The 20,082-nt window shown below is 34.9% G+C and carries 13 protein-coding genes and 1 tRNA gene; 2 read left to right on the top strand and 12 right to left on the bottom strand.

The window, feature by feature from the left end; all coding sequences use genetic code 11:
* Positions 1-122: 122 nt before the first annotated feature.
* From OCV48_RS01810 to pepF, 4 genes are all read right to left on the bottom strand, one after another.
* Positions 123-1,304 (bottom strand): MalY/PatB family protein, encoded by a 1,182-nt coding sequence (locus tag OCV48_RS01810; protein WP_147591001.1) that lies wholly within the window; start codon positions 1,302-1,304, stop codon positions 123-125.
* 592 nt (positions 1,305-1,896) lie between these two features.
* Positions 1,897-1,969, bottom strand: a tRNA-Gly gene (locus OCV48_RS01805).
* 167 nt (positions 1,970-2,136) lie between these two features.
* Positions 2,137-2,892, bottom strand: coding sequence for a nitroreductase family protein (locus tag OCV48_RS01800; protein WP_021982637.1), 756 nt, complete (start codon positions 2,890-2,892; stop codon positions 2,137-2,139).
* 37 nt (positions 2,893-2,929) lie between these two features.
* Complete coding sequence (gene pepF / locus OCV48_RS01795; protein ID WP_147590983.1) at positions 2,930-4,726, bottom strand: oligoendopeptidase F; 1,797 nt, start codon at positions 4,724-4,726, stop codon at positions 2,930-2,932.
* A gap of 266 nt (positions 4,727-4,992) precedes the next feature.
* Here pepF and OCV48_RS01790 point away from each other — a divergent pair, with 266 nt between their 5' ends.
* The gene (locus tag OCV48_RS01790; RefSeq protein ID WP_262558610.1) at positions 4,993-7,083 is read left to right on the top strand and encodes a GH25 family lysozyme; all 2,091 of its coding nucleotides are present in this window, start codon (positions 4,993-4,995) and stop codon (positions 7,081-7,083) included.
* Between the two features lie 87 nt (positions 7,084-7,170).
* Positions 7,171-8,055 carry a GNAT family N-acetyltransferase gene (locus OCV48_RS01785; RefSeq protein ID WP_147590981.1) on the top strand — a complete coding sequence of 295 codons (885 nt, stop codon included), beginning with the start codon at positions 7,171-7,173 and terminating at the stop codon, positions 8,053-8,055.
* Between the two features lie 44 nt (positions 8,056-8,099).
* Here the strand turns inward: OCV48_RS01785 and lepB are convergent, their stop codons facing one another.
* From lepB to OCV48_RS01745, 8 genes are all read right to left on the bottom strand, one after another.
* Positions 8,100-8,744 (bottom strand): signal peptidase I, encoded by a 645-nt coding sequence (gene lepB, locus OCV48_RS01780; protein WP_021982641.1) that lies wholly within the window; start codon positions 8,742-8,744, stop codon positions 8,100-8,102.
* 52 nt (positions 8,745-8,796) lie between these two features.
* Positions 8,797-9,396: a bifunctional phosphoserine phosphatase/homoserine phosphotransferase ThrH gene (thrH, locus tag OCV48_RS01775; protein ID WP_021982642.1), complete on the bottom strand. Its 600-nt coding sequence runs from the start codon at positions 9,394-9,396 to the stop codon at positions 8,797-8,799.
* A 234-nt stretch (positions 9,397-9,630) separates the two neighbouring features.
* Entirely contained in the window at positions 9,631-11,118 is a 1,488-nt protein-coding gene (locus OCV48_RS01770; RefSeq protein WP_021982643.1) for a glutamate synthase subunit beta, read from the bottom strand.
* Between the two features lie 14 nt (positions 11,119-11,132).
* Positions 11,133-15,686 (bottom strand): glutamate synthase large subunit, encoded by a 4,554-nt coding sequence (gene gltB / locus OCV48_RS01765; RefSeq protein ID WP_147590980.1) that lies wholly within the window; start codon positions 15,684-15,686, stop codon positions 11,133-11,135.
* A gap of 189 nt (positions 15,687-15,875) precedes the next feature.
* A complete protein-coding gene (locus OCV48_RS01760; RefSeq protein ID WP_147590979.1) occupies positions 15,876-17,207 on the bottom strand; it encodes a sensor histidine kinase in 1,332 nt (443 codons plus the stop codon).
* On the bottom strand, positions 17,204-17,875 hold the full coding sequence (locus OCV48_RS01755; RefSeq protein ID WP_147590978.1) for a response regulator transcription factor: 672 nt from the start codon (positions 17,873-17,875) through the stop codon (positions 17,204-17,206). Before OCV48_RS01755 ends, OCV48_RS01760 begins: the two co-directional genes overlap by 4 nt.
* Positions 17,876-18,124: 249 nt before the next feature.
* Positions 18,125-19,615 (bottom strand): Na+/H+ antiporter NhaC family protein, encoded by a 1,491-nt coding sequence (locus tag OCV48_RS01750; RefSeq protein ID WP_147590977.1) that lies wholly within the window; start codon positions 19,613-19,615, stop codon positions 18,125-18,127.
* Positions 19,616-19,673: 58 nt separating this feature from the next.
* Positions 19,674-20,018 carry a hypothetical protein gene (locus OCV48_RS01745; protein WP_021982648.1) on the bottom strand — a complete coding sequence of 115 codons (345 nt, stop codon included), beginning with the start codon at positions 20,016-20,018 and terminating at the stop codon, positions 19,674-19,676.
* Positions 20,019-20,082: the final 64 nt, after the last annotated feature.

Here is a 20,082-nt window from a genome sequence, read left to right as displayed (position 1 = left end):
GGTATCTTCAAAAAAGTTGCTCAAAATCGAAAATACGAGGCCAAATCAACTTGAACTGGAATTTAGTTTTTCATTTGACCTTCAATATCTTTGTAAAAACAATATATCAATTAGTTTATCCACTATTTTGCTATAGCATTTTCTATTCTTACCAATGCCTCATTTAATACACTTCGTGGGCAGGCTACATTTATCCTCTGGAAGCCTCTTCCACAATCACCAAATATCTTACCGCTGTCTAACCATAATTTAGCTTTATTAATTATTATATTGTCTAATTCATCTGCATCTATGCCTGTTCCTCTGAAATCAAGCCATACAAGGTAAGTTCCCTCTATATCAATCATTTTTACACCATGCATTTTCTCTTCTACGAATCTTCTTGTAAATTCTACATTTTCCTTGATATATTTAAGCATTGCCTGATACCATTCTTCGCCATCCTTATATGCTGCCTCACAGGCTACAAGTCCCATTACTCCAAGCTGACTAATTCCTGCTGCATCTAACTCTTTTCTATATCTGCTTCTTAGTGTACTATTTGGAATAAATATATTAGATATCATCATACTTGCTAAATTAAATGTCTTACTAGGTGATGTACAGATAATACTTATATCTTCAAATTCTTTTTTGATATTTGCAAATACTGTATGTTCTCCTTTTAAGATAAAATCATTATGTATCTCGTCACTTACCACGATTACATTATGTTTTACACATATATCACCTAATCTTGTTAATTCTTTCTCGCTCCAGACACGTCCAACAGGATTATGTGGATTGCAAAGCAGGAATAGCTTAATATTTTCATTTACAATTTTATTTTCAAAATCTTCAAAATCAATATGATATCTGTTGTCTTCTCCAAGATATAATGTGTTGCTTACAATATTTCTTCCATTATCAGAAATTACCTCTGAAAAAGGATAGTATACAGGCTGCTGAATCAGAACATTATCTCCCGGATCAGTAAATGCCTTGACAGCCATAGCTAACGCAAATACAACACCCGGTGTCTTAATCAACCATTTCTCTTCTATATTCCATTTATGATGTCTTACCTGCCAATCCTTAACTATTTCAAAATATGGTATCTGAACCTCACTATATCCAAAGATTCCCTCTTTAGCACGTTCCACTAACGCATCTTCTATATATGAAGATGTCTCAAAATCCATATCCGCAACCCAAAGCGGCAATACATCTTCAGGCATACCTCGTCTTTTTGCAAAATCATATTTTAAACATCTTGTATTCTTTCTATTAATTATTCTATCAAAATTAAGGTTTCTTTCTGCCATATTATCCTCATTTCTGAGCGATTTATCGCGAAGAGGCGAAGAGAAATTCGCACAGGCGATTTCTCTTCTGCCATAATGGCTATTTGCTTTCGCTCCGAAACAAATAGCTATGTGAAAAATAATCGCATCAGCATTATTTTTCACACTATCCTCCATTCCGCAGATACTTATGTATTTATTTTTATATAATGATATCAGCAATTTATTTCCTATTACTTTACTATGATTATATATTACCAAATAACTTATTATTTGTACAGTATTATTAAGATTGAATTTCTTAATAATAGCCAAAAGATTCCTATAAAATAAAAGAATACAGAATATCGATTGAGACATTATCCGCCTGCGGCGGAGCGTTTTTTGCTTACCAGGACAATTTCAACGAAATTTCCTGGTAAAGAATAAAGAATGTCGATTGCGACATTCTTCGCCTGCGGCGGGTTGCTATAGCAACATTTTCTGCTCCGCCGCAGTGCGATCCTCGCGGAGCGTTTTTTGCTTACCAGAACAATTTCAACGAATCAACGAAATTTCCTGGTAAGCAAAAAAGACAGGCAGATTATTCTGTCTATCTTTTTGCAAAAAAATAAGCGCGAGACGGGACTCGAACCCGCGACCCCGACCTTGGCAAGGTCGTGCTCCACCAACTGAGCCACTCGCGCAATGTGTATGTGCTGTTAAGCACATTTGGTATTTTACTATACCTAAATATATTTGTCAACATTTTTTTTATTTTTCTATAATTTTTCATGAAATTATCTATAATAAAATGTAAATACAATTAATAAAGTGAAAAGTATATTTTCACTTTATTAAAGATATATTTTCTCTATACAATTCGCCCATCTGTATTCTTATTAATTAGTGAAATTATATATTCATTATTCCCATATTCACGTCTGTTTAATTCATTTAACTCCTTAAATTTTATATCTATCCACAGTTCTTCCGAACCCAGAACGATATTTCCAAGCATTATTCCTATATTTATATACTTGTATCTCTCAATATTTCCAATCATATGTTTCTTAACAAAAATATGAATGCGATTATTGTATACAACAAACCTCCATGGCTGCGCATTATAACTTGATGGAGCAATCCTAGCAATTTCTATTAATCTTTTTACTTCATCATTAGGCTCTTCTTTTTTTATACAGATTTTATCCAGCTTAAATCTGTTGATTTCTTCAACCTCACGATACATAGAAGTATTTGGATATCCCATTGCTAATGAAATTACTAAAACTTTCCCTTCTGAATTAACAGGTTTAAAAAATACAGATTTTGCCTGATAACAACTCGCTATTCCTATCGCACTTAAATATACCGATAGTTGCTGTAATACAAAGCCGGCATTAATCATTCCCTGCTTTGTATCTGATGCATAAACTCCGATATAATATGGTGCATAGAATGATTTCTTACAATAATCAGAAATTACGAAACTTATTTTCTCATTTTTATCGAATAATTCCGTATCTCTTAATCTGCCTTCTATTCTTTCTAATAAATCCTTCTCAATCTCTTTATCCATAAAATTTCTGACAGATTTTCTTCTGTATAGTGCATCAATAATTTTCAAATCAGTACCTCCCGATAACCATTACCGCTGGTCACTTCTATTTCATCAACTTTTCAAATTCATCTAATAGCTGTTCAAACATCTTCATTGCTAACACAACAGGCTCCTTCTTACTCATATCAATTCCTGAATATTTAAGAACTTCTATAGGATAGTCACTACAACCTGCTTTTAAAAATTTCTTATAATCCTCGACCGCTTTCTCACCCTCATCTAATATCTTCTTAGATAAGGCAACTGCTGCCGAAAAACCTGTGGCATACTGATATACATAAAATGATGAATAGAAATGCGGTATTCTTGCCCATTCCATTTCTATCTCCTTGTCTAATATTATATCATCTCCAAAGTACTTTTTATTAAGTTCATAATATTTTTCACACATTATATCACAATTAATAGCTTCACCTCTGTCGACCATTCCATGGACAATATTTTCAAATTCAGCAAACATAGTCTGTCTGAACAATGTAGTTCTAAACTGCTCTAAGAAATGATTAATCAGATAGGCTTTCTCTTTCTTATCTTCCGCCTTATTAATTAAGTGGTTAATAAGTAGTGATTCGTTACATGTAGATGCCACTTCTGCTACAAATATTTTGTAAGCCGCATTTGAATAGCTCTGGTTAGTATTTGAATAATATGAATGCAATGCATGCCCCATCTCATGTGCTATTGTAAATACATTGTTTAAATTCGGCTGAAAATTGAGAAGTACATATGGGTGAGTTCCATAGACGCTCCATGAATATGCTCCACTTCTCTTGCCCTCATTTTCATATACATCAATCCAGCCATTATTAAAACCTTCTTTAAGCAGACTAATATATTCCTCTCCCATAGGCTTAAGTCCTTCTAATACCATTTCTTTTGCATTCTGATAGGAAATATTTTTATTATATGCATCAACAAGCGGCGTATATACATCATATAAATGCAATTCATCTACATTCATAATCTTCTTTCTAAGACTTATATATCTGTGAAGAAGTCCAAGATTATCACTAACTGTTTCTACCAGATTATCATAAACGCTTTCCGGAATATTGCCATCTCCAAGAAACATTGCCCTGCTTGATGGATATTTTCTTACTGTTGCATAGAATTTATCCTTCTTAAGACTGTTTATATAGATTGCTGCAAGGGTATTTCTGTAATCATCATAAGATTTATATAAACCCTTAAATGCTGCTTCTCTTACATTTCTGTCACTGCTCTCCATAAAAAGATTAAGTTTGGCGTGAGTTAATTGTACATCTGTGCCATTTTCATCCTTGATAACTGGAAATTTGATATCTACATTATTAAATACGCTGAATATGTCATTTGCTCCTGACGAAAAGCTCTGAGTCAGTGCTAATATTTCTTCTGCATCTCTACTTAAAATATGACTTTTCTGTCTGAATAAATCATCAAAATAGTGTTTATAACTATCCATTTTATTCTCTGTCAGATATGCATTTATCAAATCCTCTGACTGTGCTAATAACTCAGGTTCTACAAATGATGATGCTGCATAGAATTTAGTCAGCAAAGCAACCGATTCATCCGAAAATGATTGATATCTGCCATTACCAAGATTCTCATGATATTTCTGGTTAGCATAGAAATATATCTTTTCCACTAAAAATTCTATCTCATTTATTAACTCAATTGTATGCTTGAAATTATCCTTATTCTCACAAATTTTCCCCTGCATCTTAGTAAGCCCCGGTAATAACTTTTCTACCTTTTCTATGTCCTCTCTCCATAAGTTTTCGTCACTATATACATCTTCCATTCTCCATTTAAACTCATTACTGATTTCTTCTCTTTTCATCACTTTATTATCCATTTTCTTCTCCGTTTCCAAAATTTATTTCATATTTTTATAATATTGATATATTTATATTCATATTTATATCAATATTATATCCAAATTATATCTAAAACGTTTGTTCATTTAATTTTTCAATCTCTATATATAATAATATTAGATTTACCAATATTTTACAATGTAGTTTTGCATTTTTTTTACATATAAAATGTTTAATTTTATATTATTTTATAGTATTATATATAGCGTAATATTAATACAATTATTGTAGAATGGAGTTTAGTATGAAAAATTCATTTAAAGAAAAGCATTTTTCCGTTTTTCTTATCCTAACATTGGTCTTTTCGCTTTTTTCAATTAATCCTTATAGAATCGAAAAAATTTATGGAGATACAGATTCTAATGTCCACGTTGTGTATCAGGCACATAGCCAGAATATCGGATGGCAGGATTCAGTCTCTGACGGAACACTTGCAGGAACAACAGGTAAAAACCTGCAATTAGAGGCTCTTAATATTAGCCTGCAAGGTATTTCCGGTGATATCCAGTACAGAAGTTATGTTGATGGTTCAGGCTGGCAATCATATGTTTCTAACGGTGCAACTACTGGTACAACCGGAAAACATAAGCGTATTATGGCCATACAGATTTCTCTAAAAGGGGAAGTAAACGAAAAGTATGACTTATATTATCAGATACATAAATCAAATGTCGGATGGATGGGCTGGGTTCCTGCCGGTAATGAAGCAGGTACAAGCTGTATCAATAATAAGATTGAAGCAATACAGATTATGCTCGTTCCAAAAGGAAGTCCCGCACCGTCTAATTTACCCTCAACTGTAGCGCAGGCTCCAACTGTATACTATAGTGCTCATGTATCTGATATAGGCTGGCAGGACTATGCATATGATGAAGGTGTCTCAGGTACTACATCAAAGAATCTAAAACTAGAAGCTGCCAGAATGAAATTATCTACCAAATCATTTGGTATTCAATATTCTCTTCATGTTGAAAAAGAAGGCTGGCAGGATTATGTATCAGACGATGCAATCGCAGGTACTACCGGAAAAGCGCGTAAAACTTTTGGATTACGGATAAGGCTGACCGGTTATCAGTCAGCTAATTATAGCGTATATTACAGAACTTATAACGCTTCTGGCGGCTGGGGACCATGGGTATGTGATGGTGCCATATCAGGAAGTGATAAAGAATGCTATATGCTTGAAGCATATCAGGTAATTATTATCAAAAAGGGAGCAGCTGCTCCTGCATCTTATACACCGGTTCCATCTCTTGATCCAATAATTCTTAATTATAGTACTCATATTCAGACTTATGGCTGGCAGAATGCTGTATCTAATGGTGTTATTTCAGGTACTACCGGTCAGGCTAAACGTGTTGAAGCTCTCCAGATGTCTATATCCGGTGTGCCAACTTCAAAACTCGGAATAAGATACAGTACTCATGTACAAAGCATAGGATGGCAGGGTTGGAAATCGAATGGTAAATATGCCGGCACTACCGGTCAGGCTAAACGTATTGAAGCCATCAAAATCAAATTAACAGGCAGCGAAGCATCTAAATACGATATATATTATCGTGTACATTCGCAGACACTAGGTTGGCTAGGCTGGGCAAGCAATGGTAGCATAGCCGGTACTACCGGATTAAAATATCGTGTTGAAGCCATCCAGGTTATGATTGTTGCTAAAGGTGATCCTGCACCAGGTTCTACAAGAAAACCATATGTTACGGCTACATATAAAGGTATTGATGTTTCTCATCATCAGGGTAACTCTATTGATTGGAAGCAAGTAGCTGCTGCCGGTTATTATTTTGCAATGATTCGTGTACAAAATGGAACATCGGCTGATAGGCATTTCAGTACAAACATTGAAAAAGCTAATCTGGCAGGACTTAAAATAGGTGCTTACAGCTATTCACTTGCTACAAATGTAAAAGAAGCTGAAAAAGAGGCAAAAAGCATAATTTCTAAGCTAAGAGGCATGAATATCTCTTATCCAGTAGTATACGATATTGAAGACGAGTGCCAAAAAAATCTTTCTACAACAGAACGTACTAACATGGTTCTTGCATTCAAGAGAATTATAGAAGCTAACGGATATGACTTTTTATTATATGCTAATAAGGATTGGATGGAAAATTATCTTGATTATAATCGTTTAAATAAAGCTGGCGTAGAGCTATGGTTTGCCAGATATAGCAATTTTGATGAAGGATTTGAACATCCCGGCAATGGTAGTAAAATTAAATTTCCAGCAAGCATGGTAAAAATATGGCAATATTCTGAAACTGGTTCCGTTCCTGGTATTTCAGGCAATGTTGATTTAGATGTTTCTTATAAAGCATATTAAATACGGATAGATATTTATCAGAAGAGAAATTACTTATGCGAATTTCTCTTCTCTTATTTTCACAATTATACTGGAATCGAGGATAGTATGAAAAAATATAAAGTTATTAAATCTGATTTTTTATCACCTGAAGATATTGATATTATTAACAACATTAAACATATAGCTGAAATATCCGATAATACGACTTATGATGTATATTTAGGAGATGATTCAGTTACTTCTGTTTCTAAGCTTCCACCTGCTTATTTATGTTCTTGTGACAATCATTTCGCAGGATACCTGACAGTGTTCTTTTCATCCGAGAATGACATTAATCTCTATGCCTGTGTTCTGCCAGACTACCGAAATCAAGGGATATTCTCATCTATCTTAAACGAAGTAACTAATGATATTAAAAATGCAGGTATTAACCCTGAGTGCATATATTTTCCAATCAATAAATTTATCAATTTATCAGATACTTTGACTAATATTACTTCTGATACTATGCCAGATAGTATGTCAAATTCTCCATCAGATGCTGCCATACATTATCTTGCTAAACGTAATTATTCAATAGCACATATTGAATATAAAATGTGTTATTATTTTAATTCGTCTAATTCTGAGAGTAATAACAATTCTAATGCCTTTAATAATCTGTCTGATTGTCCACTTGAGTTACTTACCAGAGATTATGATGAACATACCTCGGAATTTACTTTCTGGATTAGCGATGATTATATCGGTGGCTGTATGATTTATAAATATAACGATAAGTCATTGTGTATATTTGATTATGAAATAGAATCCTCAAAACGTGGTAATGGTTATGGTAAATATGGTTTAAAATTAATTCTTAATTATCTTGCCAAAGATAATTATAACGTTGTCTCACTCCACGTTTCAAATGCAAACAAAAAAGCCTGCAGCTTATATAAAGGCTGTGGCTTTATAATTGAGGAAGAAGTTGATTACTATAGTCTATAGTAATCAACTTCTTATCTTGTATGATTTATTAATCAAATCCAATATTAATTCAACATATATACCGATGGATAATAGCTAAATACTGCTTTGCCAAGTATCTTATCTTCCTTAACAAAATTTGTTGTATGCCAGAAACGTGAGTCCTTAGAATTATTCCTGTTGTCTCCCATTACAAAATAACTGCCCTCCGGCACAAGAGTTTTTGCAAAATCACCTGATGAATCTGCACTTCCACCTTCGAAATAAACATAGTTCTCTTCTATAGGCTCATCATTGATGTAGACAATTCCATCTCTCACCTCAACATATTCTCCTGGAAGTCCGATTACTCTTTTAACATAATTCTCTTTTTCATTTTCTGGATATTTGAATATTATAATATCTCCACGTTTTGGCTCTGAGAATACATATGCCAATCTGAACCCTATCATTCTGCTCTTCTTATGAATAGTCTGTTCCATAGAACCTGTAGGTACGGTTGCATTAATTATAATAAAATTATTAATTACTAATGCTATGACAACCGCTAACAACACAAGTCTTATGAAACTGAAAATTTCTTTTTTAACATCTATCTTCTCAGGCTTCTTACGTTTCTTATCGTTAAACCTGTTCGAATTAACAATATCATCTGTCTCATCATCGCCCCAATAGATTATCTCAATATCATCATTATGGTCGTAAGTCACTAAGTCTCACCTCGCAGCTATCAACATAACCATCGTTGTCAGCATTTTATTCTTATAATGCCTTCTTAATTGCGGCCATAAGTTCATCATATGTCTCATATGCAGGTAACTGTGGATATTCAGCCTTAATTGCATCTGTACTCTTGAATAAGAAACCAGCCTTACTTGCTAAAATCATACCTAAGTCATTATGACTGTCACCACTTGCTATAGTATCATATCCGATAGACTGCAGTGCCTTAACTGTTGTAAGTTTAGACTGTTCACAACGCATCTTAAAGCCTGTGATTTCTCCGTTATCTGCAACTACTAATTCGTTACAGAAGATTGTAGGATAACCGAGTTTCTTCATTAATGGTCCTGCAAACTGTGAAAATGTATCACTAATAATTATTACCTGTGTTAAGCTTCTTAATTCATCTAAGAATTCTTTTGCTCCAGGAATTGGATCAATTTTCTCAATTGTCTCCTGAATCTCTTTTAAGCCTAAGCCATGCTGTCTTAAAATATCAAGTCTGAAATTCATTAATTTATCATAATCAGGCTCATCTCTTGTAGTTCTCTTTAATTCTGGTATTCCTGTTGCCTCACTGAATGCAATCCATATCTCAGGTACTAATACGCCCTCTAAATCTAAACATACAATATTCATATCTTAATCTCCATTTCTTTATCTTAGTTATATTAAACAGTTACCTGACTGCTATCTTTATATTATAGAATATGATGTTAATGTCTGCAAGCATTTATTTTGTAGATAATGTCACATTTTTCTTGTAGTATAACCTCATAACAAAAGTGAGACCTTTCCTAAAAGCCTCACTTTTATTTTTCTTCGATATATTATTCTATACTACTTTGTTAAATTCTAAGTATCAAACCTGCCCTACAGATTAGTGTAACCCATCAGACTATAGTCGACTGCCTTAGCTGCTTCACGTCCCTCGTGAATTGCCCATACGACTAATGACTGGCCTCTATGCATATCACCTGCTGTAAATACATTCTTAACTGAAGTAGCATATGAATCAGGATTACCTGTCTTAACATTAGTTCTTTCATTAACGTCAACACCAAATGCTTTTGTAACGTAGCTTTCACTTCCTAAGAATCCTGCTGCAATAAGAACGATATCCACATCGACTTCGTATTCACTTCCAGGTATTTCCATCATCTGGAATCTTCCTGTCTTAGCATCTTTCTTGCTCTCTAATTTCACAAGTTTGGCCTTACACAGATTACCTTTCTTATCTGCGATAAATTCCTTAACAGTTGTGCAATATACTCTTGGATCGTGACCAAATACTGCGATTGCTTCTTCCTGACCATAATCTGTCTTGCAGACTCTTGGCCATTCAGGCCATGGATTATTAGCTGCTCTTTCATCAGGTGCTTTTGGCATCATTTCTAACTGTAATACACTTTTTGCACCTAACCTTATTGATGTTCCGACACAGTCATTACCTGTATCACCACCACCTATAACCATTACATTTTTACCCTTTGTGGAAATAAATGCATTATCCTTGAATTCACTGTCAAGCAGACTCTTTGTTGTAGCTTTAAGGAAATCAACTGCAAAATATATTCCATTAGCTTCACGTCCCGGTGCTTTAATATCTCTTGGATTAGAGGCACCACAAGCAAGAATTACTCTGTCGTATTCTTTGAGTAATTTATCAGCTTTGATATCTTTACCGACATTTACTCCTGTGATAAATTCTACTCCTTCTTCTTTCATAATATTTATCTTACGCTCAATGTATTTCTTCTCTAATTTCATGTTAGGAATACCATACATTAAAAGTCCGCCCGGTCTGTCTGAACGTTCATATACTGTTACGCTATGACCTCTCTGGTTAAGCTGGTCTGCTGCTGCAAGTCCTGATGGTCCTGAACCGATAATTGCAACTTTCTTGCCTGTTCTTACTTTAGGAACATTAGCTTTAGCAAAGCCTTCTTCGTATGCATTTTCTATTATTGCAAGTTCATTCTGTCTTGTACATACCGGTTCGCCACCTAAGTTACAGGTGCAGGCTTTCTCACAGAGTGCAGGACATACACGTCCTGTAAACTCTGGAAAATTATTAGTCTTATGAAGTCTGTGATATGCCTGTTTCCAATTACCGTTGAATAACAAATCATTCCATTCAGGTACTAAATTATTAAGAGGACAGCCTGATGCCATACCTCCAATCATCATTCCTGCCTGACAGAAAGGCACGCCACAGTCCATACATCTTGCACCCTGTAATCTCTGTTTTTCCTTAGAAAGTGGTGTATGAAATTCGTTAAAGTTCTTTATTCTTTCTTTTGGTGAGACAGCTACACTGTCTTCACGTTCATAATCCATAAATCCTGTTGGTTTTCCCATGTCGTGACTCCTTTCTAGTTCTTTGTCATAGCATAAAATGCTTCAATCTGTGCCTGCTCGCTGCTAAGACCTTTTTCTTCCATCTGGACAATAGCCATAAGCATCTTATTGTAATCATGAGGAATTATCTTCTTAAACTTAGGTAAATATTCTCCAAAGTTATCAAGAATCATCTTACCTTTTTCTGAATTAGTATATTTAACATGGTCGGAAATCATTTGCTTTAAGTCCATAACATCATATTTAGATGTTACTTCGCTTGCTGATACTAATTCTTTATTAAGTTTTGTATAAAGATCTCTGTCCTCATCAAGAACATATGCGATACCGCCACTCATACCTGCTGCAAAGTTTTTACCTGTTTTGCCAAGGATAACAACTCTGCCACCTGTCATATATTCACAACCATGTTCTCCGACTCCCTCTACAACTGCTATTGCACCAGAGTTACGAACACAGAATCTTTCGCCTGCTACACCATTTATATATGCTTTACCACTTGTAGCACCATATAATGCAACGTTACCAATTATGATATTTTCATCCTGTTTGTACTTAATTCCCTTTGGTGGATATACGATAAGTTTACCACCTGATAATCCTTTACCAAAATAGTCATTACTGTCGCCTGTAAGTTCAAGTGTAAGTCCCTTCGGAATAAATGCACCAAAGCTCTGGCCGCCTGCACCCTTACATTTTACGATAAATGTATCATCATCTAATACATTGTCACCATATTTCTTAGTTATCTCAGAACCAAAGATTGTACCAAATGAACGGTCTGTATTAGTAACATCTACCTCTATGCTGCGTTTCTGTTTCTTATCAAGAGCAGGTAATAATTTCTTACATAAGACTTTCTCATCAAGTGTCTTTTCAAGCTCGAAATTAAATACATTTTTTTCATTATATTTAACAGGTTCATGCGTAAATTCATTAGCAAGTATTCTTGTTAAATCAACTTTGCCTGCATTAATTGATTTGGCTTCAGTTTTAGCTTTTAATAAATCTGAACGTCCAACTAACTCGTCAACTGTTCTGACACCGAGTTTAGCCATATATTCTCTTAATTCCTGAGCAATGAATTTCATAAAGTTAACTACATATTCAGGTTTACCTTTGAAACGTTTTCTAAGTTCAGGATTCTGTGTAGCCACACCTACAGGACATGTATCTAAGTTACAGACCCTCATCATTACACAGCCCATTGTTACAAGAGGTGCTGTTGCAAATCCGAATTCTTCTGCGCCAAGCATTGCAGCTATAGCTACATCACGGCCACTCATAAGTTTACCATCCGTTTCAACTATAACTTTATTACGAAGTCCGTTTGCAATTAATGTCTGGTGCGCTTCTGCAAGTCCAAGTTCCCAAGGAAGCCCTGCATTATAGATTGAGTTACGTGGTGCTGCACCTGTACCTCCGTCATAACCTGAGATAAGTATTACCTGTGCGCCTGCTTTTGCAACACCTGCTGCTACAGTACCAACACCTGCTTCTGATACAAGTTTTACGGAAATTCTCGCATCTTTATTAGCATTTTTGCAATCGTAGATAAGCTGTGCCAAATCTTCGATTGAATAAATGTCGTGATGAGGTGGTGGTGAAATAAGGCTCACACCTGGTGTTGAATGTCTGGTTTTGGCAATCCAAGGATATACTTTCTTACCTGGTAAATGTCCACCTTCGCCTGGCTTAGCTCCCTGTGCCATCTTAATCTGAATCTCTTTAGCACTTACAAGATATTTAGATGTAACACCAAATCTTCCTGATGCAACCTGCTTAATTGCTGAACATTTATTTATCTTATCATTTACCGTATCAAGTCTCTCAAGACTTTCTCCGCCTTCACCACTGTTAGATTTACCATGAATCATATTCATCGCAATTGCCATTGTCTCATGTGCTTCTTCTGATATAGAACCATAAGACATGGCACCTGTCTTAAATCTCTTCACAATGCTGTCTACACTTTCGACCTCGTCAATCGGAATACCTTTTTCAGGATAATTGAAATCGATAAGTCCTCTTATGTGAACAGGATTAAGTTCTTCATCTATCATATGTGTGTACTGTTTAAACAAATCATAATTGCCTGTCCATGTGGACTGCTGTAACAGATGAATTGTCTGAGGATTATATAAATGCTCCTCTTTATTACTTCTGAACTTATGACTTCCGCTGCTCTCTAATGTAAGGTCATTAGCAAGTCCTAATGGATCAAATGCTTTAGAATGACGGCTGTCTACCTGTTCTTCTATATCTTTAAGTGTTATACCGCCTATACGGCTTACTGTGTTAGTGAAGTATTTATTAATCACATCTTCGCTTATACCTACTACCTCGAATATCTGTGAACCCTGATATGACTGAATTGTAGATATACCCATTTTAGAAGCAATCTTAACGATACCATGGAGAACTGCTGAATTGTAATCATTTACTGCGGCATAGTAATCTTTATCAAGCATATCATTATCAATAAGATATTTTATTGAATCCTGTGCTAAATATGGGTTAATTGCTGAAGCACCATAACCTAATAATGTAGCAAAATGATGTACTTCTCTTGGTTCACCACTCTCTAATATAATTGCAAGGCTTGTTCTCTTCTTAGTTACGACAAGATGCTGATGAAGTGCTGATACTGCAAGCAATGAAGGTATTGCAACATGGTTCTCATCAACTCCTCTGTCTGAAAGAATGAGGATATTAGCTCCGTCTTTATGCGCTCTGTCTGCTTCTACGAATAAATGGTCGATTGCTTTTTCAAGTGAAGTATTCTTATAGTAAATGATTGGAATTACTTCTACTTTGAAGCCTGACACATTCATATTCTTAATCTTTAATAAGTCTGTACTTGTAAGAATTGGATTCTTAACTTTAAGTACCTGACAGTTCTCAGGCTGCTCTTCAAGGATATTACCATGCTCACCGATATATACTGTAGTTGATGTAACTACCTCTTCACGAATCGCATCTATTGGTGGATTGGTTACCTGTGCGAATAGCTGTTTAAAATAGTTAAATAATGGCTGTACCCTGTCAGATAATACTGCAAGTGGTTTATCACAACCCATTGCTGAAATTGGCTCTGAACCAGTCTTTGCCATTGGGAGAATTGATGTCATAAGCTCTTCATATGTGTAACCGAAAGCTTTCTGTAATCTCTTTCTTTCATCTGTAGAATACTCTTCTACTTTCTTATTAGGTATCTTTAAATCTTTAAGTTTGATAAGGTTATTATCAAGCCATTCACCATATGGCTGCCTTGATGCATATTTTTCTTTGATTTCATCATCATCTATAATTCTTCCCTTAACCGTATCTACGAGAAGCATTTTACCTGGATGTAAACGTTCCTTAGCTATAATCGTAGTTGGGTCTACATCTAATACGCCGACTTCTGATGAAAGCACTAATGTATCATCATCTGTGATGTAATAACGTGATGGTCTGAGACCGTTTCTGTCAAGTACAGCTCCCATAATATCACCGTCAGAGAAAAGTATTGATGCCGGTCCATCCCATGGTTCCATCATAGTTGCATAATACTGATAGAAATCTCTTCTTGCCTGACTTAATGTATGGTTATTATCCCAAGGTTCAGGAATGGTAATCATTACTGCAAGGGGAAGCTCCATACCACTCATCACTAAGAATTCAAGTGTATTATCAAGCTGTGCTGAATCTGAACCCTCCGGATTAACAACAGGGATAACCTTGTGCATCTCGCCTTTAAGATATTCAGAATTCATTGTTTCTTCACGTGCCAACATATTATCAGCATTTCCACGAATTGTATTAATCTCACCGTTATGAACCATTAATCTGTTGGGATGTGCTCTCTGCCAGCTTGGGTTTGTATTCGTACTAAATCTTGAATGTACCATTGCAATTGCTGATTCATAATCTTTATCCTGTAAGTCTTCAAAGAATAATCTTAACTGGCCTACTAAGAACATACCTTTATATACAATAGTTCTGCTTGATAATGAAACTACATAAGTATTATCATTACTCTGTTCAAATACACGTCTTGCAACGTATAACTTTCTATCGAAATCAAGTCCTTTTCTAACATCCTCAGGTTTCTTTACAAAGCCCTGCATAATGTATGGCATACATTCTATTGCTTTTGTACCTAGTACATCCGGCTTTGTAGGAACTTCTCTCCAGCCTAAGAACTCAAGTCCCTCTTTTTCCACGATAATTTCAAACATCTTCTTAGCCTGATTTCTCTTAAGTTCGTCCTGTGGGAAGAAGAACATACCAATGCCATATTCTCGTTCTGAGCCTAAAAAAATACCGAGGGACTTAACCGCTTTGCTAAAGAACTTGTGTGAAATCTGTAATAAGATTCCTACACCGTCTCCGGTTTTTCCCTCGGCATCTTTGCCTGCTCTATGTTCTAAATTTTCAACTATCTTTAATGCGTTCTCAACTGTTGCATGTGTCTTCTTACCTTTAATGTTGACCACTGCACCAATACCGCAATTATCGTGCTCAAACTGTGGATTGTATAATCCATTGTCTTCTGCACTCTTGAATAATTCATTTTGATTCATGTGCAATTCCTTCCTTATTCAGTTTTTATTCCTAGATGAGTGACTCTAGATGTTAATTTATGTTTGCTACTATACTACAATGTTTTTCATTTGTAAATAAGAATTTTAAGATAAATTGTCAGACAGTTTTTGTTATTTATACAATTTTCAAAATTGTGTATACATTTTCCCTCTTCATAATACAAACCTTTACATCTGTTTTCTATCGAATACCACTTTAATCTCTGTACCAATTCCTGCTTCACTCTCTACATATATCTTAGCACCTTTATGTTGTGCAACTATATGTTTAACAATGGCCAGTCCAAGTCCTGTACCGCCTGTTGATTTCGAACGGCTCTTGTCTACACGATAGAATCTTTCAAATATTCTCTCCTGATATTCTTTAGGTATTCCAATTCCCGTATCTTTAACAGATACAACTGACTTGTTATCATCCATATATGTTGAAACTGTAACTGTACCATTTTCATTATTATATCTTATCGCATTATCACACAGGTTATAGATTAATTCTTCCATCATCTGCTTGTTAGCACATACGAGTGCATCTTCGCCCTCCCATTTTATGCTTACCTTTCTCTTCTGTGCATTGAGTTTAAGCATCTCTACGCAATCCTGTGCCGTTATTCTTAAATTCATATTTTCATACTGGACATCTCTGTCTGACGTATCTAACTCTGATAATCTTATTATGTCATTAATAAGTGATAACAGTCTGTTAGAACTTTTATGAATCTCCCCTGCGAATCTTACGACATCATCACTGTCAGCCATTCCATTTTCAATTAATTCGGAATATCCTGAAATTGATGTCAGTGGTGTCTTCAATTCATGTGATACATTTGCAGTAAAGTCCTGTCTCATATGTGCATTCTTAACAATGTCCTCATGCTGCTTCTGGATTGTGTTAAGAAATGGTTTTAATTCCTTATAAGTCGAAATATCTGAACATCTGTCCATATTATCTGCCATCATCTCTATAGGCCGCATTAAACTCTTTGTCAGAAAATGTGATAAAATAATGCAGAATACTAATAGAACTGCTGCTATAACCGCAATTATCGGAAATGATGACCTGTATATATTGTAAATGCTGCTTGCCTCTTTAGCAACTCTTAAAACCGAACCATTATCTATTTGCACAGCATAATAAAAGGTGCTTTTATCCATCGTCTTAGACTCTCTTACAGCCTTTCCTTCACCTTTCTTAAATGCCTGTTCAACCTCAGGCCTTGTGCTATGATTATCCATTCCTCCGATGTCAGCATTCGTGTCGAATTCGACTGTTCCATCAGATCTTATGAGTGTTATTCTAAGCTCATCTCTTAATGTTAACTCCTTATCATTTTCCATATTCTTATATGAAGCAGAATCAATTATAACGTGTGCATATGTCTTTAAACTATCCATTACTTCTTTCTTGAATAACTCGTAGAATACCATTGAAGTAGTGGCAACCGTAAAACCTATCGCAAGAATTGCAATCAACAAAAACTGTATATTAATCTTCTTTTTCATTCTAACATATAACCTACATTTCTAATGGTCTTGATTCTGCTTCCTGAATCTTTTAATTTCTGTCTGAGTGTCTTGATATGAACATCTAAAGTTCTTGATTCACCTTCATAATCAAGGCTCCATATTCTGTCCATAATAATATCTCTCTTTAACACGATTCCCTGATTCTGGATTAATAATTTCAAAAGCTCGTATTCTTTGTAAGTCAGTTCACATGGCTCATCACCTACATACACCATATGTTTTTCACCGTCCACAAATATATCTCCGACCGACAGGAACTTATCATCTTCCATTCCCTTACTACGTCTTAATATTGCTTTTACTCTTGAAATAAGCTCCATTACACCAAATGGCTTAGTAAGGTAATCATCAGCTCCCATATCAAGCCCTTTAACTTTATCAATCTCAGTAGTCTTAGCTGTAACCATAATCACAGGTATCTTCTTAGTCTCCGGAACACTTCTTACCTTCTTTAGGATTTCTAGACCATCCTCATCAGGCAACATTATATCTAACAGAATTAAATCAGGATTTTTCTCTGCTAGTTTCTTATAGAATGATTTTGCACAATCGAATTCCATAACCGTATGTCCGCTGTTTTTCAATGCAAATGCTTCTATTTCACTAATATTTTTATCGTCTTCAACAATATATATTAATGCCATTTCACCATTTCCTTTCTTTGTACATTCAGGCAATTGCCTATTTTTTATCTGATTATAAACTATATATTTTAATTCTATATTCAGCTAATGTAAAATCTGTGTAAAATTTGCAGTCTTTAAGTTTATTTCTCAACTTTTATGTTTATTTATTGAGTTAATTTTTACCGACTATTCTGATACTTTATTTTATCTGCTATTCTGATACTTTATTTTATCTGCTATTCTAATTCTTTATTTACTGCAATGCTTTTATTTTTCTTTTCGCTCTGATTTTTTACCATATTTAACATATATATAACTCATCATTGCAACCATACATATTAAGCCTGCCACTAATCCGATGATACCGTTCTTAAATAAGCCTGATACTAAAAATCCCACGAAACTGCATGCAGCTACAAGTAATGCATATGGCATCTGCGTTGAAACATGGTCTATATGCTTACAGTCAGCACCTGCTGATGAAAGTATCGTCGTATCTGAAATAGGTGATATATGGTCACCACATACTGCTCCTGACAGAATCGATGCCACACATATTACAAGCATATTGCCATTTCCAAATACTGCTATGGCAATTGGAATGAGTATACCAAATGTACCCCATGATGTTCCTGTTGCAAAAGCAAGTCCTACAGAAATCAAGTAGAATAACATAGGTAACAATCCACCTACTGCTGATTCCGTATTTACCACGCTGCTTACAAAACCACCGATATTAAGGTAGTCATCACTACATACTCCTGATAATGTCCACGCCATACACAGAATTAATATTGCCGGTGTCATTGCTTTAAAACCATTCGTAAAACTGCTGCAAAAATCACTAAAGCTTATTACTTTACGTGGCACATAGAGTAAAAATGTGAAGATAATCGTAAAGAACGAACCAAGCACAAGTGCTCTTGATGAACTGCAATTAGCAAATGCATCTACAACACTTTCGCCCTTAAATAAACCACCTGTATATAACATAGCTACAATACACGAAACTATAAGAAATACAATTGGAAGAACTAAATCTTTAACCTTACCATTTCCGACAACTTCTATCTCTTCTGAACTACCATTTTTCTCTTCTTTGTCCACTTCCTCGTACTTCTTCATTTTAGCGAAATCTATTCCTGTAATTATAATGAACAACACAAATATAACGGTAAATATTGCATACATATTGTAAGGAATTGTCCTTAAAAATAATGAAAAACCATCTATCTTACTATCATTAGGTAATGATGAACCAACTGCCGCCGCCCAGCTTGATATTGGTGCGATTATACATATAGGTGCTGCTGTCGCATCAATTATATATGCCAGCTTTGCTCTCGTAACTTTATATCTGTCAGTAACAGGTCTCATTACAGTTCCAACTGTAAGACAGTTAAAATAATCATCTACAAATATAAGTGCACCCAGACAGCTTGTTGCAAGCAATGCTCCACGTTTACTTTTAATAGTCTTAGTTGCCCAGTTTCCATAGGCTTTAGATGCCCCTGAGCTTGTAATTAGCGCAACGATTATACCAATCAACACGAGGAAGATAAGTATATCCACATTTGCTCCGATTTTTTCGTCCATAATATCAAATGTTATCTCTACACCCTTTATGACATTGAAATCTGTATAAAATAATGCTCCGGTAATAATACCAAGCATTAATGATATATAGACCTCCTTCGTCCATAATGCCAATATGATGGCAATAACCGGTGGCAGCAATGCCCAAAATGTTCCCTGCATTAAACCTATCCTTTCTGTAAAAAATGCCTGAACATTACTGCACAGACATTTTATATAATTACAATTTTTCTATTACTTCTTCAAACGGTCTTATGTGTTTGAAATCATCCATATATAATCCTTTCGGTAATCTGTCATCACTAAGTATCTCCTTAGCAAACTCAATATCCGAAAATGTTATCATTACTATCTTCGGATTATCATAAGGTATCATGCTTCTCTCTTCTTCATCATATTCATTGACAATATTATTGACCGCTTCGATCTTAACAAAATCATCATCACGTCTAAACTGCACTTCACGTTCAGATACTACATAAGTCTTAATATTTTCTGAATAAGTTAATGTCTTAAACAAGTCAATACCAAACTTCTCATTGCCTAATAACAACAATCTATTCATAATTCTTCCCTTCTGCCTGATATTTTTTAAACACCTTGATATTATAACATTTTACCGATTATTT

It is taken from the genome of Bovifimicola ammoniilytica, assembly GCF_025567085.1.
Classification (GTDB): domain Bacteria; phylum Bacillota; class Clostridia; order Lachnospirales; family Lachnospiraceae; genus Bovifimicola; species Bovifimicola ammoniilytica.
The sequence above is the reverse complement of the archived record's forward strand: the minus strand, read 5'-3'. Positions and strand labels throughout refer to the sequence as shown.

What these genes read in the sequence shown, in the direction of transcription:
- OCV48_RS01810 (WP_147591001.1), bottom strand. Translation starts at nt 1,304, where the DNA reads ATGGCAGAAAGAAACCTTAATTTTGATAGAATAATTAATAGAAAGAAT.
- pepF (WP_147590983.1), bottom strand. Translation starts at nt 4,726, where the DNA reads ATGGATAATAAAGTGATGAAAAGAGAAGAAATCAGTAATGAGTTTAAA.
- OCV48_RS01790 (WP_262558610.1), top strand. Translation starts at nt 4,993, where the DNA reads ATGAAAAATTCATTTAAAGAAAAGCATTTTTCCGTTTTTCTTATCCTA.
- OCV48_RS01785 (WP_147590981.1), top strand. Translation starts at nt 7,171, where the DNA reads ATGAAAAAATATAAAGTTATTAAATCTGATTTTTTATCACCTGAAGAT.
- thrH (WP_021982642.1), bottom strand. Translation starts at nt 9,396, where the DNA reads ATGAATATTGTATGTTTAGATTTAGAGGGCGTATTAGTACCTGAGATA.
- OCV48_RS01770 (WP_021982643.1), bottom strand. Translation starts at nt 11,118, where the DNA reads ATGGGAAAACCAACAGGATTTATGGATTATGAACGTGAAGACAGTGTA.
- gltB (WP_147590980.1), bottom strand. Translation starts at nt 15,686, where the DNA reads ATGAATCAAAATGAATTATTCAAGAGTGCAGAAGACAATGGATTATAC.
- OCV48_RS01760 (WP_147590979.1), bottom strand. Translation starts at nt 17,207, where the DNA reads ATGAAAAAGAAGATTAATATACAGTTTTTGTTGATTGCAATTCTTGCG.
- OCV48_RS01755 (WP_147590978.1), bottom strand. Translation starts at nt 17,875, where the DNA reads ATGGCATTAATATATATTGTTGAAGACGATAAAAATATTAGTGAAATA.
- OCV48_RS01750 (WP_147590977.1), bottom strand. Translation starts at nt 19,615, where the DNA reads ATGCAGGGAACATTTTGGGCATTGCTGCCACCGGTTATTGCCATCATA.
- OCV48_RS01745 (WP_021982648.1), bottom strand. Translation starts at nt 20,018, where the DNA reads ATGAATAGATTGTTGTTATTAGGCAATGAGAAGTTTGGTATTGACTTG.